The following is a 22230-nucleotide window of genomic DNA, read 5'->3' on the forward strand; positions in this document are numbered from 1 at the left end:
GGTTCCAGTAGGCAAGCTGCACCAGGAGGGTGATGGTCATGGCCGAGCTAGCTGGTAATTCCGCCCTGTTTGCGGCGCGCGCCGCGCGCGCCGGGGGCGACGACAGCCCGGAAGAAGTGGCAGCCCGCACCATGCGGCGGGGCCAGATCGAGATCGACTATGGTGCCAAGCGCTTCATGGTGATCGATGCCGTGCAGGAAATGCGCGCCGCCATGAACAACACCCTGTCCACCTTCGGGGTGACCAAGGTCGAATACGCCCATCGCGCCACCGAGGCCATCGGCATGATCAAGCGGGGCGACTACGACGTCATCCTCTGCGATTTCGACCTGGGCCACGGCTACGACGGCCTGCACCTGCTGGAAGAGTTGAAACTCCGGAACCTGATCAAGCCCTCGGCGGTGTTCATGATCGTCACCGGCGAGCGCCGCTCGCGCATGGTGATCTCGGCAGCCGAGCTGGCGCCGGACGACTACCTGCTCAAGCCGTTTACCGGCGAGGAACTCAAGCAGCGGCTGGACCGCATCTACAACAAGAAGGTGGAGTTCGAGGCGCTCGATGCCGCCATGATGAACCAGGACTATTTCAAGGCCCTGGCCGAATGCAATGAGCGCATCGGCCGCAAGGACCCCTTCCTGGTGGATTTCCTGAAGATGAAGGGGCGCATCGCCCTGACCATAGGCGACTACCCGCTGGCGCGCGATACCTACCAGTTGGTGCTGAACGCCCGCGAGATACCCTGGGCCAAGATGGGGCTGGCCAAGGCGCTGTTCCACCTGAAGGAATTCGCCCCCGCCCGCGAGATTTTCGAGGCCCTACTGGCCGAGAACAACCGCATCATGGAAGCCTACGACTGGCTGGCCAAGATTCACCAGGCCGAACACGAACACCAGGAAGCCCAGGGCGTGCTGGAAAAGGCATTGGAGCTATCGGCAGCCAATGTATCGCGGCAGAAGAAGCTGGGCGAGGTGGCCATGCGCAACGGCGATTTCGACACCGCCACCAAGTCCTTCCAGCAGACCATCAATATCGCCAAGTATTCGTTCTGGCGCGATGCCGGCGATTACGCCAGCCTGGCCAAGGCCCACCTGGGCAATGGCAATGTGATGGAGGCCGCCAAAGTGGCGGCCGATGTGCGGCGCGAATTCCGCTACGACCAGAAGGCCGAGCTGCTGGCCACGGTGATGGAGACCCAGGTAGCCATCAAGCAGGGCAACGACAGCCGCGCCCAGCAGATATTGAACAAAGCCAGGCAGCAGTACCAGGCCGTGGCCAGCGAGCTGCCCAACCACTTTGCGCTGGAACTGGCCGAAGCCTGCTACCAGTTGGGCGAAGACGCCGCCGCTGGCGAGATTGTGCAGAAGCTGGTGCGCAACCACCACGAGGACGCCGCCGTACTGGAACGGGTATCGGCCATGTACGAGGCCGTGGGCCGCGCCGATCTGGGCCAGGAGATGATAGAAAACACCGCCCGTGCCATCGTGGCCGTCAACAACGAGGCCGTGCGCATGGCCCAGGCTGGCGATCTGGAAGGCGCCGTGCAGAAGTTCATCCACGCCGTGGACGAAATGCCCGCCAACGTACAGGTGATGCTCAACGCCGTGAACGCCATGCTGGCCTATGTATCGCGGCTGGGCTGGCACCAGGAGTACATGGAACTGGCCCAGACCTACCTGGACCGCGTAAAAGCGCTGGAACCCGCCAGCGTGAAATACCTCAAGCTCAAGGATGCCTACGCCACCGCAAGGCGGCGGTTCAGGGTTTGAGCGCGGGATGGATCGCGGGGCTTGCGCCTGCTGAGCCCATCACCACCCATCCATGATTTGCTTCCTTAACAGGCTCGGCGCTTAGGGGACTCCATCCAGCCTACCCAATACGGCTCCAGGCCCAGGGGTGCCAGCCTGCACTTGTCCAGCCCGGCACCAGGCCGGCGGCCTATGCGCTGCTCCACAGCAGCAGCCCCAACCAGCAGGCGGCCACACCGTGGCGTGCATGCCGCAGGTGCTTGCGTTCCCATAGCAACACGGTTGCAGCCAGCAGCATCGCCGGTAGGCCATGCCCAGTCAACATCAGGGCTGTCATGATGGCCCAGCAGTTACGCAGGCAGGCCCACCCTATGCGTAGGCCATGACATGCGCAGGCGCTGTCGGCCTGCCAGCCGCTGCCCAGGGGCGCGTGCACCGCATGGCAGGCTACCAGCGCACGCCGCCGCATGGGGGTGTACACCCAGGCGACGGCCGTACCAAATCCCAGCAGCGCAATGCTGGCGGGCGCAAACAGTGCCGCCAGCAGTGCACCACTCAGCATACGGAAGCACAGCAGCAGCAGGGCGCCAGCAAGCAGCCCATACAGCAACCACACCATCGTATAGCCTGCCAGGAAACCCACCATGGCACGATGGCGGCGAGACCAGGGGCTGGCAAAGGCCAGCGCCCGCAGATTGTCGTTCAACAGTGGATACATCATGGCGAGCAGCATCAGCGCCCAGCCGCCCAACCAGGCATCCAGGGGCAGCCAGAGCCCGCTTGCATCCAATGCCCATGACTGTGGCACGCGACACAGGGCCAGCAGGTTCAATGCCAAGCCAGCTGGCAACCGCCCTTGCCCGTTCAGGTCGGCGGCCAGCAACACCAGCCAGGCAGACAAGGCCGCACCCCATACCCACCATTGAGGGTGATACCAGCACCAGCCCCGGCGATCCGCCAGCAGGGCCAGGACATAGGCCACAGCTCAACGCTCCCGCCGCCCCGCCTTGGCATAAAGGCTGATGCGGCCAACGGTGACCGTGGCATCTGCCGCCATGGCTGTGCGGGGCACCAGGGTGACGTCCAGCTGGCTGTCCTGCCAGCCTGGCTGCGCTCGCAGCACGCTCAGCACATCAGTGATGCACAGCACGTAGTGCAGGCCACTGCCACTCTGGTGCTCGCTGGCGATCGAGGCATCCGCCACGCCAAACATGGGTAGCGAGCCGACACAGCGTTCCTCGTGGATACCAGGGTCCGCACCGGCCGGTAGGTTCAAATACACATCGTAGATAGGGGCAACACCATCGCCTTTGACGTTCTCGAAGTTCAGATAGGTGTCGATGACCGGCCCGACGGATTCCAGCCCCACGCCACTGGCCGATAAGGCTGCTGCCAACGGCGCTGGCGGGTTATGGATGGCCAGGCTGGTAGTCAGCGCGGCGGCGCCCAGGGCCAGCGGTTTGTCCACCATGCCGAGCATGACGGGGGGAGCGACGGATTTCATGCTGCCTCCTGCGGTCAGGGTAATGCCTGCGGCGGCTTCCAGCGCCTCCTGCTGCACCCCTCCGGTCATGGGCACATCTTCATAGACATAGCCCGACAAAACCTGCCTGGTATCCAGTACCTGCTGCACCCTGAGCACGGCCGGAGCACCGTCAAAGGAGTGGAAATCGAAATCCATATTCAGCCATGGCGTATCAACCGGGTTACGGCGCCCTCCCAGATTGAGCCAGACCTGCCACAGCCTGTCGATATTGGCGTGATGCAGCCAGAATATTGGGTCCAGCGCCGCCGTGCGCGGGTCACCCATGATGCCGCCGATGACCACATGCACCATGTCGTGGGGTAGTTGTTCTAGCCCGCCATGCTGGCCACCACCATGGCTGAAGCCGGTACGTGGCCCACCGAAACCCGGACTGCCACCGTGCTCGTCGGCGATATAGTCCGTAAGGCTCAATGCCACCAGGCTGACGTCACGCCTTGGTATCTCGGTATTACCCGGCCGGCCCAGTTGGCGACCTGCCACATTGAGCGGGTTGCTGGCAGGGGTGCCGATCGTAAAGGCCGCAGGCAATGTTCGTGCGTTGGGTAGGGTAGTGTCGCTGTAGTCCCAGTATGGCAACGACCAGTCGGCGGGCCCACCCAGGCCCACGATGGTGCGCGCCACGATCTGCTCGAAATAGGCCAGATACATGCGATGCCACGGCAGGAAGAACCAGGAGCCATGCTGGCATTGGTTCCAGTACTCAGTCCGCTCGTTGGCCGACGGAATCGGGCCGACACCCTGCCAGGCTGGCAAGCCAGCCGAGAAGCCATGCATGGCCGCCTGGTAGGACCAACTGCCCGAATCGGTAGCAGGCCGGTTGCGCATGGCCGCAACGGCCTTGGCATACCAGCTTAGGGTGGCGTCATTGTCGGCCAGTTTCAGGACACTTTTGCGTACGCGTACACTCATGGTGGTTTCCTCCTCCGCGTTGAACGTGGTGTATCCAAGGCACAACGGCAGATACCAAGCGCCATGGGTAACCGGTTTTCACCGTCCTGTATGCTGCGACCAGTCTTATCGCGCCAGGCTATGCCTGCAGCACGCCCAACCGATGACTGCGGCAGGTTTTTATCGGTGATTTCTAGGTCATAGCGGTAGCCGCACCATTGCCACATCATCCAGATGAATGACGCTGGACAGGCGGTCTGGCAAAACCGCACAGTGCCGACGAAAGGTCTGCCAAGTGATCAGGCACTGGCCTGTTGTGGACCTGGTTGGCGTTCCTATTGCGAGCCTGGTTACAAATCCCATGGACTGAGGACGCCCGCTCGCCTAGCATGCTGGCGCTTAGGCTGCTCCAGGATCGCTACGCGCCATGTCCCCCTATCTGCTGATGTCGCTGCATGCCGTGACCGTGCTTGGCCTCCTGATGGTGGCCGGGATGGCCGTGCTGCCCCTGCACGACGAACTGGATGACGACGCAGACCGTTGGCGCTTGCTCAAGCTGGGCCGTATAGGGCTCTGGACTGCGGGCTTGGCCTGGCTGGGTAGCCTGGTGGGCGCCTGGGTCAGCTGGCCAAATCTACCCCAGCTGGGGCGCTGGCTGCTGATGGCCGGCCTGCCGTTGGAACTGCTCTGGTGGGGGCTGTGCAGCCAGGCTATATGGCGTGAAATACAAACGATAAAGGCCACAAAATAATATGGGCCATATGGGAGGAAATACATGGCGGGTGTACGCATACCAGGGCCGATAGGCCAGGAACCGGCAGTGGGCCCGGTCTTCCTGCCCATGCCACGGCAGGCAGCGGCGGGGCCGCTCAAGCCACCGCAGCAACAACCCAAGCACTACCAAAGCCAGACGGTGACGGCCGAGGTGGTGCAGGACATGGGCAATGCCGTAGCCGGCATGGTGCAACAGCTGTCCTTCGATTCCTTTGTCCGCATCTATGTCTATGAACCGGGTGCCCGCGCCATTGCCCAGCAGGGTGCGAACTTCGTCAAGCAGGGCATCATGACCACCCAGGAGGCAGCGGAGTGGGTGAATTCCCAGCGCAATGCCTGGCTGATACGGGTGCGCGACACCCGCAACACCCCCTTGGGTCGAGCGTATTCGGAATTCCTCAAACCCCGCGACAAGCTGCCCAAGGTGCCAGACCTGCTGGAGAAACTGGCCAGGAAGCAACCGAGCATGGCGCTGGAGCAGCGCTACGAAGCCATCATCAAGAGCGGCGGCTCCACCCGGGCCTCTGTCAACAAGATGGCCATTACCCTGCGTTGGGCCGGGCCGGTACTGCTGGTGGCACAGGTCGGCGTTGCCGCCTACATCGTGGCGGATGCCCCGCCCGAGTCGCGCTGGCAGGTAGGCGCAGAGCAGGGCGGCGCCATCGTCGGCGGCTCGGTCGGTGGCTGGCTGGGGGCCAAATACGGCTGTGCCGGCGGGGCCGCCATCGGGGTCTGGTTCGAAGTGGTCGGCGCCGTGCCGGGCTGTTTGATCGGCGGCATTGCCGGGGCCTTCGGCGGTGGCTGGGCAGGCTCCAGCGTGGGCCGCGAAGCCGGTTACTACAGCTGGAAGGCCGCGAGCAGCGTGGCAGAGTGGCTGTAGCGCGCTCCCCCGGCGCCGGGCTACAGCCTTGGTGGCCCTGGGGCTAGGCCTTGCCAGCCCCCATCGCTTCCTCCAGATGGATATTGAAGGCAATGGCAATCCGCTCGCCGGGCCCGTTGTGGGGATGCACCATATGGTTGAGCCAGGCCGGGAACAACACCAGCAAGCCGGCTTGCGCCGTGACCGTGGCAGAAGGGGAAAAGAACTGGCCCGGTTGGGGTAACTGGTCGGCACCGCTGCGGGGGTCCAGCAACTCCAGCCGGCCAGCCTGGCTATCGGGCTCGGTAGGCGGCACCATCAGGTAATAGCAACCGGACCAATGCTGGCCGGGATGGTGATGGAGCTTGTGGTAGCCACCGGGCGGCAGCACATTGGCCCAGCCGGTAAGCGTGGCCTGCTGCTGGCTGCCCTTGCTGCCAGGCTCCAGCTCCCCCAGAAGATGACCCAGCTGCGCCAGAATGTAGCCATGCAACTCACGCACGGCCGGGATATCGAGGGTGAACAGGTTGCCCGTGGAATGCCAGCCCCCCACATTGCTGACCACCGCCCCCGCTTGCTGTTGCTGCAGTGCCCGCACGGTGGCCAGCAAGACCGGATTGTGGACTTCGGCCTGCGCCCAGGGTGCCAGCCAGAGCGGAGTGGCAAACAACAGATGCAGACTGGCTTGGCTCATTGATTGGGGGCTAGAGTCACGATGGCCCAGTCTATAGGGACTGGTGGGCAATTTCATCTGACATGCGCCGTGTGTCTGATAGTTGCATCGGACACCCGAGGAGGCGATCGACTCGGGGGGCGCTGACGACTAGCGGCTGGGGTCTTCTTGGCGCCAGTGCTGTCCCAGCCCATATGGTGTGCATTGCCGATTCTGGTGGCGCGAGACCGCCCATGCTGACGCTCGGGATTACGCCGTGGGTTGAATAGGATCATCACGGTATGGTCAGCGACCGCTGATCGACCGTAGCAGACGATCGCATCTCGCAGTTCAGATGATAGCTTTCGCGAAGAAAGCCGTCCTCAAAGTGCCTAGCAAACAGGGGCAATTCACTGCGCTGGTTTTTGGTGCAGCGTCCAGCGACCTAAGAGTTATGTGTTGGCGCTGCAAGTGCAAAAAGGTTCGTCAAAGCTTCCTTCTTGCCACTGCACGTTGCCGCAAGCGTACAACCCATTCGTTCTTGGTGTTGGTCAATATGTCGGTGAGAGGCCAGCCTGGCGATGTTTCCAGCAAATGAAGGCGCGACCATGCCAAGCCAAAGCAGCCATCGTCGCCGAACAACGCCACCATAGCCCTTGCCTTGCCGTCGGACAATGGCGCCACTACGGACTGCAGGGCAACTTGGTGCTTTGCAATTTGCTCCGGCAACGCTCCTTGCTCCTGGGGCAGATGCCCAAAAGCAATGACGGCTGGGGCTTCAGGACGCACACGTTAGGCACCTCGTGGAATCGGGGCGCCATACCCGAACCCAAGGAGCAACCGCTCCATTGCCTCACCTAGGGATCGACCTATCAAATACAATCGATCATCCGGATCAGTGAACGCATAGAAGCGACCATTCGCATCAACAAAGACAACCATGTGATCATGATGCGCACTCGCCACCGCCGCGAGATTGCCAACTTGAGAGGACCATTGCTCGACAAGACTAGCAACATCTTGCTGGGGCTCACAGTAGAAGCTTACGTCACTGGCGGCCAAGTCACGACCAGCACCGGTCGCGCCAACCTGCAGCCCACCGAACTCTGCAATAACCGTCGCGGCATACGCCTCTGCTGACTCGGCACTAGGCGTCTCCCGCGGCTGAGCAGGAGGTTGCCAGCCTGCGCGTAGAAACAACGGTACGATTGATGTTGGAATCTGGAGCATGCGTGAAACGCCTAGCGTGGAGCTAACTTAGTACAGGGCTACGCTGCGTAATGTAACCCCACTAATGGATCTAGAGCTATAGGGGTTCGGAACATCCAAACCAGCAAGGAAGTCACCAATCTCCACGTCTGACCTTGTTTGCTAGACAGTTCAACGGCTGCATACATAGCGAAAGTAGTCACCTGCGCTATGCCATGTTGATGTCCGCTTAGCCCGATTTGCAGACCAGCTAATGTCGATCTGCTAACCCATACCCTGCGCATCATTGAGCGGCAAGGCAATCACGAGTCATCAGAACGGGTACTCACGCCCAGCAGCATCCGCACGCTCATCACTAGCACTTAGCCAAACCTGCCGACCAGGGCTATAAATCAGGCAACGGTTAACCGGATGCCCGCCATGAAGACCTCCCACCTGCTTGCCCTGGCCCTGGCCGTCTTGCTCCTGCCCGCCCAGGCGGATAGAAAGTCCCTGCGTATCGCCACTGGCGAGCTGCCGCCCTATGCCACCGAGACCCGGCCGGACCAGGGTATTGCGCTCAGCATTGTGCGGCGGGCCTTCGAGCTGGCGGGGTATAAGGTGGAGTTCCACTTCCTGCCCTGGTCGCGGGCGCTGGCCGAGTCCAAGACCGGCAAATGGGATGGCACGGCCTACTGGGGGCACAAGCCCGATCATGAAAAGGCCTTTTATCTGAGCGACAACGTGGTCACCGAGCAGTGGGTGCTGATCTACCGCAAGACCATAGACCTGAACTGGCGCACGCTGGAAGACCTGCGGCCCTACCAGATTGCCATTATCCAGGACTACACCTACACGCCCGAGCTATGGGCCATGGTCAAGTCGGGCGAGCTCAAGAGCGATTCCACCCCCGACGACCTGGCGGCCTTGCGCAAGCTGGTGAATGGCCGGGTAGATATCGCCCCGATGGAGCGCAATGTGGCGTGTGACCTGCTGGGCCGCAACTTCATTGAGGGCGAGGCTAATCGCCTGCGCGCCCACCCCAAGCTGATGACGGACAAGTTCACCACCCACCTGATGATGCCACGCAAGCTGCCGGATAGCCGGGCCCGCGTCCTGGCCTTCAATATCGGGCTGAAGAAGCTGTACGACAGCGGCGAGCACACCAAGCTGTTGAGCCAGGTGCACTGCCCCAGCAGCTGGTCGGAGGTCGCCGTCGGCTCGCCCAAATAGGCGAGCCGCTACACCAGGATTACGTCGAACTGTTCCTGGAAGTAGGCGCTTTCCACCTGCAACGAGATCGGCTTGCCGATAAAGTCGGCCAGCATGGCCAGGTTGGCACTTTCCTCGTCCAGGAACATGTCTATCACCGTCTGCGAGCCCAGGATGCGGTACTCGCGGGCGTTGAACTGGCGTGCCTCTCGCAGTATCTCGCGCAGGATTTCATAGCACACTGTCTGCGCAGTCTTGATCTCACCGCGCCCCTGGCAAACCGGGCAGGGCTCGCACAGCACATGGGCCAGGCTCTCGCGGGTGCGCTTGCGGGTGATCTCCACCAAGCCCAGGCTGGTAAAGCCCGATACCGTCACCTTGGTGCGGTCCTTGCCCAGGGCCTTGCCCAGTTCATGCAGCACCTGGTCGCGGTGCTCGGCATTATCCATGTCGATGAAATCGACAATGATGATGCCGCCCAGATTGCGCAGCCTGAGCTGGCGGGCAATGACCTGGGTGGCTTCCAGATTGGTCTTGAAGATGGTGTCGTCGAACGAGCGGGTGCCGACAAAGCCGCCGGTATTCACGTCTATGGTGGTCATCGCCTCGGTCTGGTCGATGATCAGGTAACCGCCGAACTTGAGGTTGACCCGCCTCGCCAAGGCCCGCTCTATCTCGGCCTCCACCCCATGCATCTCAAACAGCGGCCGTTCGCCCTGGTAGTGCTCCACCCGTGGCGCCACATTGGTGACGAAGGCGTTGGCGAACTCGCTCATCTTCTGGAAGGTTTCACGTGAATCCACCACCACCTTCTGCGTCTCGTCGGTAACGATATCGCGCAGCACCCGCATGGGCAGGTTGAGATCCTGGTAGAGCATGGATTCGGGCGGCAGGGTCTTGGATTTCTGCTTGAGGTCGGCCCAGATCAAGTTCAGGTAGGCCACATCGGCGCGCAGTTCGTCTTCCGTGGCATGCTCGGCCGAAGTACGGATGATATACCCGCCGTGGTCGTGCCCCTTGGGCAGCATCTGCAGCAGCCGCTCGCGCAGGTGCTCGCGGCCTTCGCCGTGTTCTATACGCTGGCTGACGCCGATATGGTGCTCCTGCGGCAGAAACACCAGGAAGCGGCCGGCAATGCTGATCTGGGTGGAAAGGCGGGCGCCCTTGGTGCCGATGGGGTCCTTGATGACCTGCACCATGACACTCTGGCCCTCGAACATCAGCCGCTCGATGCGCTGGGGTTCGCTGGGATGCTGGCGCTGCTCGATAACGTCGGCAATATGCAGAAAGGCCGCGCGCTCCAGGCCGATCTCGATAAAGGCCGACTGCATGCCGGGCAGCACGCGCTTTACCACACCCAGGTAGACATTGCCGACGATGCCGCGCGAAGCGGTACGTTCGACATGGATCTCCTGCACCACGCCTTCTTCGGTCACGGCCACCCGCGTCTCCTGCGGGGTGACGTTGATCAGGATGTGCTCTTTCATCTGCTCACTTCCGAAATGTCGTACCGCAACGCACGCGTCGGCATGCGCTGGGGTACGTCATTTCCGGGCCACCGGGCTGCCGAGCCACCGGCCCCCAACTCAGCGCGCAGGCATCAAGCGCAGGCCCAGCTTGAGTAGTTCCTCCCAGGCGTCTCCCGTGCCCACGCCCTTGACGATGCGGTCTATCTGCGCGGCATGCCCCAAGGCCGCCTTGAGCTGGCTGGCCTTCAAACGGTCCAGCGCGGCCGGGTAGCGCTTCTGCTTGTCGCCCCACACCCGGTTCTCGCGGTACAGCTGCTGCAGATTCAACCCCTGCGAGCGGCCCAGGCCCACCCGCAACAGGGCGCGTATCTCATCGGCCATGGCCCACAATACCAGATGTGGGGCCTCACCTTCGCCGCGCAAGCCATCCAGCATGCGCGCCAGGCGGCTGGGTTCGCCAGCAATCAGCGCCTCGCCCAAGCCCCACACATCGTAACGGGCCACATTGGCGACCGCCGCCTGCAGGGCGGCCAGGTCCAGTTCGCCGGCCGGATGCAGCAAGGCCAGCTTGTCTATCTCCTGCTTGGCGGCCAGCAGGTTGCCTTCCACCCGCGCCACCAGATACTCCATGGCATCGCTGCTAAGGCGCTGCTGCTGGCTGGCCAGGCGCCCGGCTATCCAGCCCGGCAGCTCATTGCGGCTCACCGCCGGGCAGGCCACCACGGTGCCCTTGGCTTCCAGCGCGGTAAACCATTTGCTCTGCAGCTGGGGCTTATCCAGCTTGGGCAGCTGCAGCATCAGCACGTTTTCGCTGGGCGCATTGGCGGCATATTGCTGCAGAGCCTCACCGCCCTCGGTGCCGGGCTTGCCGGTAGGCACCCGCAGGTCGATCAGCTTCTGCTCGGCAAACAAGGAGATGGCCTGGCCTGCCGCCGCCAGCTCGGCCCATTTGAAGCCCGGTTCCACGGTCAGCACTTCGCGCTCGGCAATGCCGGCGGCACGGGCGGCATCGCGCACAGCCTGGGCGGCCTCTAGCGCCAGCAGCGCTTCCTCGCCGTGTATCACGTAGATGGGCGCCAGCTTGCCACCGGCCAGGTGGCTTGCCAGGTCGGCTGGGCGTATCGGCATTACTGCGCTGCCGGCACAGGGGTATAGGGCGCCGTAGCGGGCTTGAGCGCAGCCAGCCGGCGTATGATCTGCTGGGCAGCATCCGAGCGCATGTCGCGCACCAGTATCTGTTCTTCGGCTTCCTTGCCCAGCACATTGTTCTCGTCAAACGAGTAATCGCGGCGCAAGGTCAGCTCGGTGGTGGGAATACGCTCAGCCGCCCCTTGCCGCAGGTTGAAGCGGGCGCGGTAGATCAGCTGGTATTCGGTCACCCGGCCGGACTTGTTCACCGTCAGTATCTGCTTGTCTATGGCTTCGCTCTCCACCGCCAGCACGGCTTCGGCCTCTTTGGCTGTCAGCAGTTTCAGATCAGGCCGCAGCGATAGCTGCCGTCCCAGCACATCACCCAAGCCCCCGGCGGGCGCCGTGACATTGAGCGAGGCAAAAGCCAGCGGTGTGCTTGCACCCAGGCCACGCAGGTGGAAGCCGCAGGCGCTCAGCAGCAGGGCCAGGCCAGCGGGGATCAGGAGTCTTGGCGTCATACGGGGCAGTCCGTTGAAAGGGGCCGGCAAAGGGCAAAGGCGCATTGTAGTCGCTGCCAGCGCGGTGAGACATAGGCAGACGCAGATGCGCTTACCCTAGCTGAATACTGTAGCTATCGATTTGATTGAACCAATAGCAAATAGCCACTAACATGGCCTCACCTTGCCCGCAAAAGAGGCAAGGCAGAAAAGCAATAAACCCAACCCCAGGAGGTTACCCTTGAAACTGCGCCATCTCGCCGCCCTTGCGGCATCCACCCTGCTGGCCGCCGCCCCGGCGCTGGCTCTGCCACCAGACAACTCACCCATCTCGGAATACACCAATAACCTGGTCGGCATGGACCATGTGCTCTATGTCACCCACAAGGGCGAGAGAAAGGAGTATGTCGACCAGCACAAGCTGCTGCAGCGGGTAACCGACCATACCGAGTCCATCCTCCACATCAAGCAGGATTTCGCCAACCAGGCCCGGGCCGAGCTGGAACGGCAGCTACAGGGCAAGGCCAGCCTCAAGGCCTTCTCGATGACAGCGCCCGGCCCGCTGACAGTCAAGCTGGCGGGCAATGCCCAGGGCGAGGTAATCGCCTCGGTCGGTGGTTTCAGCCTCAATGGCTATGCCAGGGTGAAGAAGAGCTGGTATGCCGAGGCCACCATCAGCATACGTTCCAACCCCATCTGGATCAGCGCCCGCTACAACCCCTATAGCGGCCAGCTCAGCGATGCCCAGGTGCAGAACCTGGATATCCAGGCCAGCGTGGACGTGGACACCGTGTTTGATTTCATCCCCGGCTTCAATGCCCTGTTCACCAACAAGCTGGAGGACATGACGCTGGCTGAAATCCAGGGTGCCGTGGCCGAGATCAACAACGCCCGCCTGCCCACCAGCAATATGGCCTTCTCGCTGGACAAGGCCATACCGCCGGGTGCCTATATCGTGGGCAATACCGACGTAAATCAATTTGTGCGCGAGAAGCTGACCAACTTCGTGGCCGGCCAGGCCATTGCCATCAGCCTGCATGGCGAACGGGTGCCTTACTACAATGGCCGCTATTCGTTCGAGCAGAACACGCTGGTGGTGGAAATACCGGGTGGTTCGCGCATCGCAATCGCCGAGCGGCCCATCTTCGAGCTGGTCCGCGACGAATGCTACCCGCACCAGATCTGCCCATAGGCAGGCAGGGAACGTAGGACAAATAACCAGGTAAACAACAGGGCCACCGCAAGGTGGCCTTGTTATTTGGGCAACGGCGCCATGGGGTCGAACCACAGGCTCTTGTCGGCCAAGGGTGTCAGCGGCGGCAATTGCCGGTTGGGGATGGCAATCACGCGACGGCCGGCCAGATTGGCCTTGCGTATCGATTCACCATTGTGGCGCCAGAATATCTCGTCAAAGCTGCCATCCTTGATCATCAAGCGCAGGCCCTGCTCCAGCCGCCGGGCCAGCCGCACATTCTGCCGGCTGACAAAGAAGTAATAAGGGTTGTCGTAGCGGATCACCAACCGCTCCTCCACCGCCAGATTCGGTATCGCAGCGCGGTTGGCCTCGTATTCCTCAAAGGCCTCGTGCAGCCCGCGCGGAAACATGTCTATGCGCCGGCTACCCACCATGCGGAACAGGCTATCGTAATTGCTGGTGACCACCGGGAAGCCCGCTTCCTGCAACACATCGGCGCTGGACCAGCCCTTGCCCTGGCCGATCACAAAGCGCCGCAGATCCTGCAGGCTGTGAACCTGGTCAAACGCCGCCTGCCGCTCCTGCGCAATCAGCGAGATGCGATAACCACCCAGACCCTTGCGCAGCGGTATCCGCACCGGCAGAAAATCCCGCTCCATCTGCAGGGTGGTGCCGCTCCAGGTCAGCGTCAGCTCCTGGCCGGTAGACAGCGATACCAACTGCCTGGCCTTGTTCATCACCGTGCTGGCAGGCCGTATACGGTAGTCGCCATACGCGCCCTTGGTACGCTCCAGCGCGCCGCGCAGGAACTCCAGCTTGTCGTCATGGCGTACATCCGCCGCCCCTTCGGGCGCAGGGTAGACCACCTCGTCCTCAGCCCTTGGGGTGAGGGACAGCAGGGTCATGCAAAGCAGGGGTAACAGCAGGATACGCATGGCAGGCTGGCGAACAATCGGATACCTCTTTATAGCAGGCAGATCATCCGGGGCGCCCCTTGCCAGGCGCCCCATATAAAGCAAAACGGGATGGTCTGGGCCAAACTGACCAGCACCATCCCGTTCTTGCTTGTCGCGGACGCTTACACCACCAGGTTCACCAAGCGGCCCGGCACCACCACCACCTTCTTGGGCGTCTGCCCCTCCAGGAACTTCTGCACATTGGCATTGGCCAGGGCAAAGGCCTCAATGGCAGCTCGGTCAGCCGAGGCGGGGACTTCGATCTCGCCACGCAGCTTGCCGTTGACCTGCACCATCAGCTTGATCTCGTCCTGTGCCAGGGCGTCGGCAGCCGGCTCTGGCCAGGTGGCATCAATCAGTTCGCCGCCGTAGCCCAATTCCACCCACAGGGCGTGGGTGATATGGGGGCTGACCGGGTAGAGCACGCGCAACAGAATGCCCAGGCCTTCACGCAGCACCGCCGCGTTGTCGCCCTTGTAGGCTTCCAGCGCGTTGAGCAGCTTCATGGCGCCCGACACCACGGTGTTGTACTGCAGGCGCTCGTAATCGGCATTGATCTGCTTGAGCGTGCTGTGCAGTTCATGGCGCAGGGTCTTGGCTTCCTTGTCCAGCTCGGCCACCGGCCCGGCGGCGCGGATGGCGTCGGCCTGCTTGTAGCCGAAGTTCCACAACCGGCGCAGATAGCGCGAAGCGCCCTCCACACCGCTGTCGCTCCAGGCGGCACTTTGCTCCGGCGGCGCCGCGAACATGGTGAACAGGCGGGCGGTATCGGCACCGAAGCGGGCAATGATGTCCTTGGGCTCGACCACATTGTTCTTGGACTTGGACATCTTCTCGATGCCGCCCATGATCACCGGCTGGCCATCGGCCTTGAGGGTGGCGGCAATGGCACGGCCCTTGTCGTCATGCTGGACTTCCACCTCGTTGGGGTAGTACCAGGTCTTCTTGCCGCTGGCTTCCTCGCGGTAGAACGACTCGTTCAGCAACATGCCCTGGGTGAACAGCGCCTTGAACGGCTCGTCTATCTTGAGCAGGCCCAGATCGCGCATGGCCTTGGTCCAGAAGCGGGCATACAGCAGGTGCAGCACAGCGTGCTCAATGCCGCCGATGTACTGGTCCATGCCGCCGGCCATCCAGTAGTCGTTGCGCTCGTCCACCATGGTGCCGGCATCGGGGCAGGTATAGCGCATGAAATACCAGGACGAATCCACGAAGGTATCCATGGTATCGGTCTCGCGCTGGGCCGGCTTGCCGCACTGCGGGCAATCAACGTGGAGGAAGTCCTCGCGCTTCTTCAGCGGATTGCCCGAACCATCCGGCACGCAGTCGGTGGGCAGCACCACCGGCAGCTGTTCGTAAGGCACCGGTACATCGCCACAGCCATCGCAGTGGATGATAGGGATAGGGGTGCCCCAGTAGCGCTGGCGCGAGATACCCCAGTCGCGCAGGCGCCAGGTGGTCTTCTTTTCGCCTATCTGACGGCCCGCCAGGTCAGCGGCCACAGCATCCACGGCGGCCTTGTAGCCCAGGCCGTCGTACTTGCCCGAGTTCACCGTCACGCCACGCTGCTTGTCGCCATACCATTCGGCCCAGCCGTCCAGGCTGAAGGTCTCGCCTTCGACTGCCACCACCTGCTTGATGGCAATGCCGTACTTGCGGGCAAAGGCAAAGTCACGCTCATCATGGGCCGGTACACCCATCACTGCGCCGTCGCCATAGCCCATCAGCACATAGTTGCCTATCCAGACCTCAACCTGTTCGCCGGTCAGCGGATGGACCACCTGCAGGCCGGTGGGCACGCCCTTCTTGTCCTGGGTGGCCAGCTCGGCCTCAGTGGTGCCACCGGCCTTGCATTCGTCGATAAAGGCCTGCAGCTCGGGCTTGAGTTCGGCCGCGCGGCGGGCCAGCGGGTGCTCGGCCGCCACGGCGCAGAAGGTCACGCCCATGATGGTGTCGGCGCGGGTGGTAAACACCCACAGTTGGCCGTCGCCCACCAGCTTGCCATCGGCATCGCGCACCTCATGACCAAAGGCAAAGCGCACGCCCTCGCTCTTGCCTATCCAGTTGCGCTGCATGGCGCGCACCTGGTCGGGCCAGCCATCCAGCTTGTCGATATCGTCCAGCAGCTCGTCGGCATACTGGGTGATGCCAAAGTAGTAGCCCGGTATCTCGCGCTTCTCCACGATGGCGCCGGAGCGCCAGCCACGGCCATCCACCACCTGCTCGTTGGCCAGCACGGTCTGGTCCACCGGGTCCCAGTTCACCACCTGGGTGCGCTTGTAGGCGATGCCTTTCTCCAGCATCTTGAGGAACAGCCACTGGTTCCACTTGTAATATTCCGGGTCGCAGGTCGCCACTTCGCGCGACCAGTCAAAGGCCAGGCCCAGCGGCTGCATCTGCGACTTCATGTCGGCGATATTGGCGTAAGTCCATTCGGCCGGCGGCTTGCCATAGGCGATAGCGGCATTCTCGGCGGGCAGGCCAAAGGCATCCCAGCCCATGGGCATCAGCACATTGAAGCCCTTCATGCGCAGGTGGCGGGCCAGCATGTCGTTGATGGTGTAGTTGCGCACATGGCCCATATGCAGCTTGCCCGAGGGGTAGGGCAGCATGGAGCAGGCGTAGAACTTGGGCTTGGTCTTGTCTTCAACGACGCGGTAGGCGTCGCGGCCCTGCCAGTGTTGCTGGGCGGCAGATTCCACCTCAGAGGGACGATACTGTTCTTGCATGTGGGCTATCCTAACGAATCATGCCAAGCGACAGGCTGCCACGGGAGTGTGGATGCGTGACTTGTTACCTGGCGACCAAATAAAACGTTGATTATAACCGAGCGTTATCCCTATTCGTCTCAAGGAGTTTGCCATGCGCGCCCCCCTGATCGCCGCCCTGCTTGCCACCAGCCTGGCTACCGCCGTTGCGGCCGCCCCCACCCAGGTCAGCGCCGTCAATATGCCAGCCTGGCTGGAGCGCGGCGGCCAGATGCGGCCACTGGCAGCAGGCGTCAACCTGCAGGCCGGCGATGTGGTCCATACCGGCAATGGCGCGCGGGTGCTGCTTACCCTGCCCGAGGGCAGCCAGTTCAAGCTGGGCGAGGACGCGGTATTCCGGGTCAACACCCTGAATGCCTCAGACGGCCGCAAGACCGCCTTCCAGGCCACGGTGGACGTGCTGAAGGGGGCATTCCGCTTTACCACCGGCCTGGCTGGCAAGCTGCGCCAGCGTGAGGTCGATATCAAGGTCGCCACCATCACCGCCGGCATACGGGGTACCGATATCTGGGGCAAGTCCGACGCCGAGAAAGACCTGGTCTGCCTGCTGGAGGGCAGCATTGCGGTGGAACATGAGGGCGAGGCCGGCTTTATCACCATGGACCAGCCCCTGGACTTCTACGTCGCCCCCAAGGGCAAGCCCGCCTTGCCGGTGGCCAAGGTCGATCCCAACAAGGTGGCCAACGAATGGGCGCCGCAGACCGAACCCCAGGCCGGCAAGGGCCTGAGCCAGGCACAGGGCCGCTGGCGGCTGGTGGTGGCGGTAGCCGGCAACCAGGCCGAGGCGCTGCAGTGGTATGACAGCCTGCGCGAGGCTGGCTATCCCGCCAAGATACGCCCCATGGCCGAGGGCAAGTTCCGCGTCAGCCTGGAGCAGCTGGCCAGCGAAGCCGATGCTCGCGCCCTGGGCGAGCGGCTCAAGGCACAGCTGAACACCCCCACTGTCAGCACCATGCGGATGTAGTCCCGGGCTTGCGCCCGGCGCTTCAGTTGCCGGGCGCGAAACCCGCCACCCCCATCTGCCACAGGAAGAAGCTCCACACATCGGCGCTCTCGGCCACCTGCTGCGCCTTGGTCGAACCCATGCCATGGCCGCCGTCGTAGTCCACCCGCAGCAACACCGGTTTGCCGCTACTGCTGGCAGCCTGCAGGCGGGCAGTCAGCTTGGCTGGCATCCAGGCATCCACCCGTGGGTCGTTGGCCCCGGTGGTGACGATCACCGCCGGGTAGGCCACCCCATCCTTGATGCGATGGTAGGGGCTGTTGCTGAGCATGGCCGGAAAATGCTCGGGGTTCTTGACCGTGCCGAACTCGGCGATGTTGGGTGGACCATTGGGGGTCAGCTCCATCCTGAGCAGGTCGCTCACCCCCACCGCACTCTGGGCCGCAGCAAACAGCTCAGGCCGCGCCGTGATGGCGCCGCCTATGGTGATGCCGCCGGCACTCCCCCCGGTACCTGCCAGTCTGGCCGGCGAGGTATAGCCCTGCTGCACCAGCCATTCGGCGCAGGCGATAAAGTCCTTGGCCGTGTTGGCCTTGGTCTGGATATAACCGGCACGGTGCCAGGCTTCGCCAAATTCGCCGCCGCCGCGTACATGGCATACCGCCATCACGCCGTCGCGCTCCAGCCAGGCCAGCCGGTTGGCGGAAAAACGCGCCTCCATGCTGATGCCGTAGGCACCGTAGCCGCTGACGATGGTAGGGTGGCTACCATCCAGCTTGATGCCCTTGGCCGCCATGATGGACAAGGGCACGGCCACGCCATCGTGACTCTTGACCATCACCCGGCGGGCCTCGTAGCCGTCCAGCTTGGCCCTGGAAGGTTTGAGCAGCCGGGTGAGGCGCACCGCACCGGTCTTGCCGTCGAGTTTATAGACGCTTGGTGGCGCCACCCAGCCTTCCAGTTTGAACACCGCGCCGCTACGGGCCACATCGGTCGCCAGCCCCAGCAAGGTGCCGGCCACGGGCAACGCCAGCTCACGGCCGCCGCCGCCGTGGCTGAGCTTGAACAACTTGTCCACCCCGCCTTCGCTGGCCCGTACATACAGAGCCTCGCGGGCCACGGCGGCTTGCCGCAGCACATGGCTGCCCTGTGGCAGCACCACCCTGGCCTGGGCCAACTGCGGTTGTTTCAGGTTTAGTGCCAGCACCTTGCCCCTGGGGGCATCCTGCAGGCTGTGCAGATACAGGGTGTCGCCGTGCAGCCAGGCATCGGCCGTCTTGTCGGCCGGGCTGCTGATACGCTGCCAGGGCGTTGCGGCGCCGGCCAACTGGGCGATGCTGGCCACATAGTAGGAACGCTCGACCGCATCGCCATGCAAGACCTCGGCCACCAGATAGTGACTGCCAGGGTCGGTACGGATATGGCTGATATCGGCGATATCGAAGGGCTGATCCGCCCGCACGCCGTAGCCGAACAGGGCGGTATCACGCTCCACCGGCTGGCCCACCGTGTGCAGCCAGGTGGCGCTCTTGTTGTAGCGCTCCTGCACCCCATCGGCGCCGGCAGCAGGCAGCCGGTTATAGATAAAGCGCTTGCTGCCGCCCAGCCAGCCCAGGCTGTCATTCAGCCCAGCCCGGCTGATGCGCTCGGGCAGCCATAGTCCGCTCGCCAGGTCCAGCAGGCGCAGCTCACTGTCCTCCGAGCCACTGGCCGACAGGCCCATGGCCACCAGCGCACCATCGGGCGAAGGCGAATACCAGTCTATGGCGATATGGGCCCCGGCCGTCCCCAGGGTGTCCGGGTCCAGCAGCAGGCGCTCGCCGCGACCGTCGCGCACATACAGGCGACGGCCATTGCGGCCCGGTTCAGTCTTCAGATAGAACAGGCGGCCAGCAGCCTGCTGCAGATCGGCCACATTCTCGCCCGCATCAGCCAGCTCGGTCAGCCTTTGCTTGAGGGCGTTGCGGCCAGGCAGGGTGGCCAGCACCGATTCGGCATGGTTGGCCTGGGCCTTGAGCCAGGTCTTGAACTCCGCCCCCTGCATGTTCTCCAGCCAGCGGTAGGGGTCGCTCACCTGGGTACCAAAGTAGTCATCAACCACATTGCGCACCGGCGTGGCGGGCGGCGCAGGCAACGATACCGTCGCTGCGCTGGCGGTGGCCGCCAGCAGGGTCAGCAGAGCAGGGCGATGGGGCATGGCGACTCCTCATATAGTCTGTTTTTTGGCCAAGGCAAGCGGGCAGGCAAGTCCGTGCGCCTGTGCGACACACCAAGACTGCCATCGTAGGACAGCATTGTAGCGACAACCATCCCGATCCCTCGCGTTCGCTGCAACTGGACGCTGTTATCGGCAGCGATTGCTTTGGTGCTATCGGTATCTGCTCAAAAATTAAGCGAAATGCCTTCGCGCCGGACGCAGGCTTAGGTAGAATGCGCGCCTGTTACCGCTGGATACCGAAGCCTCTACGCCTCTCGTCTCCAGCGGTTTTTCATTCTGTACTGTTGCCGGCACCGCCCCATGGGCGGGCCATGGCCCATAGAACAAGCATGCGCATAGGTCCTTATCAACTCCGCAACCGCCTGATCGTCGCGCCCATGGCCGGCGTGACCGACCGGCCATTCCGCATGCTGTGCAAGCGGCTGGGCGCCGGCCATGCGGTCAGCGAGATGATTACCTCCAATGCCATGCTCTATGGCAGCAACAAGACCCGCCGCCGTGCCAATTTCGACGGCGAACTGGCCCCGGTCGCGGTGCAGATAGCCGGCAGCGACCCGGCCCAGATGGCCGAGGCCGCTCGCCATAATGTGGCGGCCGGCGCCCAGATCATCGATATCAATATGGGTTGCCCCGCCAAGAAAGTCTGCAATGTGCTGGCCGGCTCGGCCCTCTTGCAGGACGAAGACCGGGTGGCCCGCATCCTGGAGGCCGTCGTCAGCGCCGTGGATGTGCCGGTGACGCTCAAGACCCGGCTAGGCTTTCGCAACGGCGAGGAGAACATCCTGCGGGTGGCGCAACTGGCCGAGCAGACCGGCATTGCCGCCCTGGCCCTGCACGGCCGTACCCGCGAGGATATGTATAACGGCGCCGCCCGCTATGAGCTGATTGCCGAGGTCAAGCGCAGCCTGCGCATACCAGTGGTGGCCAATGGCGATATCACCACCCCGGAGAAAGCCCTGGCGGTGCTGCAGCAGACCGGTGCCGACGCGGTGATGATAGGCCGCGCCGCCCAGGGCCGGCCCTGGATATTCAGGGAGATTGATCACTTCCTCACCACCGGCGAGCACCTGCCCCCACCCAGGGTGAGTGAGATACACGCCATCCTGATGGAACACCTGCAAGACCATTACGCCTTCCATGGCGAGTACTCGGGCTGCCGCATCGCCCGCAAGCATATCGCCTGGTACACCAATGGCCTGCGCGGCGCCAACGCGTTCCGCCAGCACATGTACCAACTCGACAGCACGGCCGAGCAACTGGCTGCCGTAGATGCCTATTTCAAGCAACTGGCGCTCCAGAGCGAGCGGCTGGTTTACCAAGACGAGACCGCATTAGCGGCCGCCTAGTCCAGGAGAGAACCCCCCATGTCCACCAAGGATCAGATCTGCTTTGCCGTGCGCGACGCGCTGGAACAGTATTTCCGCGACCTCGACGGCGAAGCACCGCAGGCGATCTACGACATGGTGCTGGCCAAGGTGGAGAAACCCATGCTGGAAGTAGTACTGGACAAGGCCCAGGGCAACCAGACCCGGGCGGCCGAGCTGCTGGGCATCAACCGCAACACCTTGCGCAAGAAAATGCAGGAACACGACCTGATATGAGCCTGGGCCTGGCCGAAAGCACGGTAGTGCTGGTCGATCACCATGCGGACTGGTCGCAGGCCTATGACCATGCCGCCCACGCTATCGCCACCGCGCTGCCAGGCGTGGTGCTGGCCCATATCGGCTCCACCGCCGTGGCTGGCCTCTGCGCCAAGCCGGTGCTGGACTTGATGCTGGGCCTGACGGACCTGGCGCAGCATACAGCCTGCATAGCCCCGCTGGCGGCACTCGGTTACCAGCACCATGGCGAGCACGGCATAGCCGGGCGCCATTATTTCACCCGCCACCAAGCAGGGCTGTGCACCCACCATCTGCATATGGTGGTGGTAAATAGCCCCTTCTGGCACGAACACCTAGCGTTTCGCGACGGCCTGCGCAACAACCCGGCGCTGCGGGCCAATTACGCCGCGCTCAAGCAGGCGTTGGCACGGCAGTATCCGACCGATAGTCGGGCCTATGCCGGCGCCAAGACCGAATTTGTCCGCGCAGCGTTGCACGGGCTGGCGGCAGTCCCTTCCATTGGCGCCAAGGCAACGGCAGCCGGGGCTGGCAGCTGCTAAGTTTTATCTTTCACTTTGTCTTATGAGC

The 22230-nt window shown here is 63.1% G+C and carries 20 protein-coding genes; 9 read left to right on the top strand and 11 right to left on the bottom strand.

The genetic code is table 11. The annotated features are described in order from the left end of the window. Nucleotides 1-38 precede the first annotated feature (38 nt). On the top strand, nt 39-1766 hold the full coding sequence (locus V7714_RS09760) for a response regulator (RefSeq protein ID WP_335709543.1): 1728 nt from the start codon (nt 39-41) through the stop codon (nt 1764-1766). Nucleotides 1767-1935: 169 nt separating this feature from the next. On the opposite strand, the gene V7714_RS09765 is transcribed toward V7714_RS09760, so the two are convergent. Beyond that, entirely contained in the window at nt 1936-2727 is a 792-nt protein-coding gene (locus V7714_RS09765) for a copper chaperone (RefSeq protein ID WP_335709544.1), read from the bottom strand. Nucleotides 2728-2730: 3 nt separating this feature from the next. Next, nucleotides 2731-4200: a DUF7868 domain-containing protein gene (locus V7714_RS09770; protein ID WP_335709545.1), complete on the bottom strand. Its 1470-nt coding sequence runs from the start codon at nt 4198-4200 to the stop codon at nt 2731-2733. A 406-nt stretch (nt 4201-4606) separates the two neighbouring features. Between V7714_RS09770 and V7714_RS09775 the strand changes: the two genes are divergently transcribed. Further along, a complete protein-coding gene (locus V7714_RS09775; RefSeq protein ID WP_335709546.1) occupies nt 4607-4930 on the top strand; it encodes a hypothetical protein in 324 nt (107 codons plus the stop codon). Nucleotides 4931-4954: 24 nt separating this feature from the next. Further along, nucleotides 4955-5833, top strand: coding sequence for a hypothetical protein (locus V7714_RS09780; RefSeq protein WP_335709547.1), 879 nt, complete (start codon nt 4955-4957; stop codon nt 5831-5833). A 43-nt stretch (nt 5834-5876) separates the two neighbouring features. Here the strand turns inward: V7714_RS09780 and V7714_RS09785 are convergent, their stop codons facing one another. From V7714_RS09785 to V7714_RS20620, 3 genes are all read right to left on the bottom strand, one after another. After that, a complete protein-coding gene (locus V7714_RS09785) occupies nt 5877-6506 on the bottom strand; it encodes a TIGR02466 family protein (protein ID WP_335709548.1) in 630 nt (209 codons plus the stop codon). Nucleotides 6507-6950: 444 nt separating this feature from the next. Continuing rightward, nucleotides 6951-7253: a hypothetical protein gene (locus V7714_RS09790; RefSeq protein ID WP_335709549.1), complete on the bottom strand. Its 303-nt coding sequence runs from the start codon at nt 7251-7253 to the stop codon at nt 6951-6953. A gap of 3 nt (nt 7254-7256) precedes the next feature. Next, nucleotides 7257-7694 carry an SUKH-3 domain-containing protein gene (locus V7714_RS20620; RefSeq protein ID WP_442890865.1) on the bottom strand — a complete coding sequence of 146 codons (438 nt, stop codon included), beginning with the start codon at nt 7692-7694 and terminating at the stop codon, nt 7257-7259. A 399-nt stretch (nt 7695-8093) separates the two neighbouring features. Between V7714_RS20620 and V7714_RS09800 the strand changes: the two genes are divergently transcribed. Further along, entirely contained in the window at nt 8094-8885 is a 792-nt protein-coding gene (locus tag V7714_RS09800) for a substrate-binding periplasmic protein (protein ID WP_335709551.1), read from the top strand. Nucleotides 8886-8893: 8 nt separating this feature from the next. Here V7714_RS09800 and rng read toward each other — a convergent pair whose 3' ends face one another. From rng to V7714_RS09815, 3 genes are all read right to left on the bottom strand, one after another. Further along, nucleotides 8894-10351 carry a ribonuclease G gene (gene rng / locus V7714_RS09805; RefSeq protein ID WP_290333915.1) on the bottom strand — a complete coding sequence of 486 codons (1458 nt, stop codon included), beginning with the start codon at nt 10349-10351 and terminating at the stop codon, nt 8894-8896. 99 nt (nt 10352-10450) lie between these two features. Next, nucleotides 10451-11461: a DNA polymerase III subunit delta gene (gene holA / locus V7714_RS09810; RefSeq protein WP_335709552.1), complete on the bottom strand. Its 1011-nt coding sequence runs from the start codon at nt 11459-11461 to the stop codon at nt 10451-10453. Further along, complete coding sequence (locus V7714_RS09815; protein ID WP_335709553.1) at nt 11461-11982, bottom strand: LPS-assembly lipoprotein LptE; 522 nt, start codon at nt 11980-11982, stop codon at nt 11461-11463. Before V7714_RS09815 ends, holA begins: the two co-directional genes overlap by 1 nt. Before the next feature lie 220 nt (nt 11983-12202). Here V7714_RS09815 and V7714_RS09820 point away from each other — a divergent pair, with 220 nt between their 5' ends. Further along, nucleotides 12203-13153 carry a hypothetical protein gene (locus V7714_RS09820; RefSeq protein WP_335709554.1) on the top strand — a complete coding sequence of 317 codons (951 nt, stop codon included), beginning with the start codon at nt 12203-12205 and terminating at the stop codon, nt 13151-13153. Between the two features lie 62 nt (nt 13154-13215). Here the strand turns inward: V7714_RS09820 and V7714_RS09825 are convergent, their stop codons facing one another. Together V7714_RS09825 and leuS are read right to left on the bottom strand one after the other, a co-directional pair. Continuing rightward, complete coding sequence (locus V7714_RS09825) at nt 13216-14091, bottom strand: substrate-binding periplasmic protein (protein WP_335709555.1); 876 nt, start codon at nt 14089-14091, stop codon at nt 13216-13218. A gap of 143 nt (nt 14092-14234) precedes the next feature. Beyond that, a complete protein-coding gene (leuS, locus tag V7714_RS09830) occupies nt 14235-16841 on the bottom strand; it encodes a leucine--tRNA ligase (RefSeq protein ID WP_335709556.1) in 2607 nt (868 codons plus the stop codon). 133 nt (nt 16842-16974) lie between these two features. Here leuS and V7714_RS09835 point away from each other — a divergent pair, with 133 nt between their 5' ends. Then, nucleotides 16975-17844 (top strand): FecR domain-containing protein, encoded by an 870-nt coding sequence (locus tag V7714_RS09835; protein ID WP_335709557.1) that lies wholly within the window; start codon nt 16975-16977, stop codon nt 17842-17844. A gap of 22 nt (nt 17845-17866) precedes the next feature. Here V7714_RS09835 and V7714_RS09840 read toward each other — a convergent pair whose 3' ends face one another. Further along, nucleotides 17867-20020 (bottom strand): prolyl oligopeptidase family serine peptidase, encoded by a 2154-nt coding sequence (locus V7714_RS09840; protein WP_335709558.1) that lies wholly within the window; start codon nt 20018-20020, stop codon nt 17867-17869. 350 nt (nt 20021-20370) lie between these two features. Between V7714_RS09840 and dusB the strand changes: the two genes are divergently transcribed. The 3 genes from dusB to V7714_RS09855 are packed head-to-tail and all read left to right on the top strand — an operon-like array spanning nt 20371 to nt 22202. After that, on the top strand, nt 20371-21387 hold the full coding sequence (dusB, locus tag V7714_RS09845) for a tRNA dihydrouridine synthase DusB (protein WP_335709559.1): 1017 nt from the start codon (nt 20371-20373) through the stop codon (nt 21385-21387). Nucleotides 21388-21405: 18 nt separating this feature from the next. Further along, nucleotides 21406-21642 carry a helix-turn-helix domain-containing protein gene (locus tag V7714_RS09850; RefSeq protein WP_284195602.1) on the top strand — a complete coding sequence of 79 codons (237 nt, stop codon included), beginning with the start codon at nt 21406-21408 and terminating at the stop codon, nt 21640-21642. Continuing rightward, nucleotides 21639-22202 carry a GrpB family protein gene (locus tag V7714_RS09855; protein ID WP_335709560.1) on the top strand — a complete coding sequence of 188 codons (564 nt, stop codon included), beginning with the start codon at nt 21639-21641 and terminating at the stop codon, nt 22200-22202. The genes V7714_RS09850 and V7714_RS09855 overlap by 4 nt, the downstream gene beginning before the upstream one ends. Nucleotides 22203-22230: the final 28 nt, after the last annotated feature.

Origin of the sequence: Chitinimonas sp. JJ19 (genome assembly GCF_036961565.1) — a bacterium.
GTDB lineage: Bacteria > Pseudomonadota > Gammaproteobacteria > Burkholderiales > Chitinimonadaceae > Chitinimonas.

Bases quoted from the DNA above. Each gene is read 5' to 3' on its own strand.
- V7714_RS09760 (WP_335709543.1), top strand. From the start codon at position 39: ATGGCCGAGCTAGCTGGTAATTCCGCCCTGTTTGCGGCGCGCGCCGCG.
- V7714_RS09770 (WP_335709545.1), bottom strand. From the start codon at position 4,200: ATGAGTGTACGCGTACGCAAAAGTGTCCTGAAACTGGCCGACAATGAC.
- V7714_RS09775 (WP_335709546.1), top strand. From the start codon at position 4,607: ATGTCCCCCTATCTGCTGATGTCGCTGCATGCCGTGACCGTGCTTGGC.
- V7714_RS09780 (WP_335709547.1), top strand. From the start codon at position 4,955: ATGGCGGGTGTACGCATACCAGGGCCGATAGGCCAGGAACCGGCAGTG.
- V7714_RS09785 (WP_335709548.1), bottom strand. From the start codon at position 6,506: ATGAGCCAAGCCAGTCTGCATCTGTTGTTTGCCACTCCGCTCTGGCTG.
- V7714_RS20620 (WP_442890865.1), bottom strand. From the start codon at position 7,694: ATGCTCCAGATTCCAACATCAATCGTACCGTTGTTTCTACGCGCAGGC.
- V7714_RS09800 (WP_335709551.1), top strand. From the start codon at position 8,094: ATGAAGACCTCCCACCTGCTTGCCCTGGCCCTGGCCGTCTTGCTCCTG.
- rng (WP_290333915.1), bottom strand. From the start codon at position 10,351: ATGAAAGAGCACATCCTGATCAACGTCACCCCGCAGGAGACGCGGGTG.
- holA (WP_335709552.1), bottom strand. From the start codon at position 11,461: ATGCCGATACGCCCAGCCGACCTGGCAAGCCACCTGGCCGGTGGCAAG.
- V7714_RS09815 (WP_335709553.1), bottom strand. From the start codon at position 11,982: ATGACGCCAAGACTCCTGATCCCCGCTGGCCTGGCCCTGCTGCTGAGC.
- V7714_RS09825 (WP_335709555.1), bottom strand. From the start codon at position 14,091: ATGCGTATCCTGCTGTTACCCCTGCTTTGCATGACCCTGCTGTCCCTC.
- leuS (WP_335709556.1), bottom strand. From the start codon at position 16,841: ATGCAAGAACAGTATCGTCCCTCTGAGGTGGAATCTGCCGCCCAGCAA.
- V7714_RS09835 (WP_335709557.1), top strand. From the start codon at position 16,975: ATGCGCGCCCCCCTGATCGCCGCCCTGCTTGCCACCAGCCTGGCTACC.
- V7714_RS09840 (WP_335709558.1), bottom strand. From the start codon at position 20,020: ATGCCCCATCGCCCTGCTCTGCTGACCCTGCTGGCGGCCACCGCCAGC.
- dusB (WP_335709559.1), top strand. From the start codon at position 20,371: ATGCGCATAGGTCCTTATCAACTCCGCAACCGCCTGATCGTCGCGCCC.
- V7714_RS09850 (WP_284195602.1), top strand. From the start codon at position 21,406: ATGTCCACCAAGGATCAGATCTGCTTTGCCGTGCGCGACGCGCTGGAA.
- V7714_RS09855 (WP_335709560.1), top strand. From the start codon at position 21,639: ATGAGCCTGGGCCTGGCCGAAAGCACGGTAGTGCTGGTCGATCACCAT.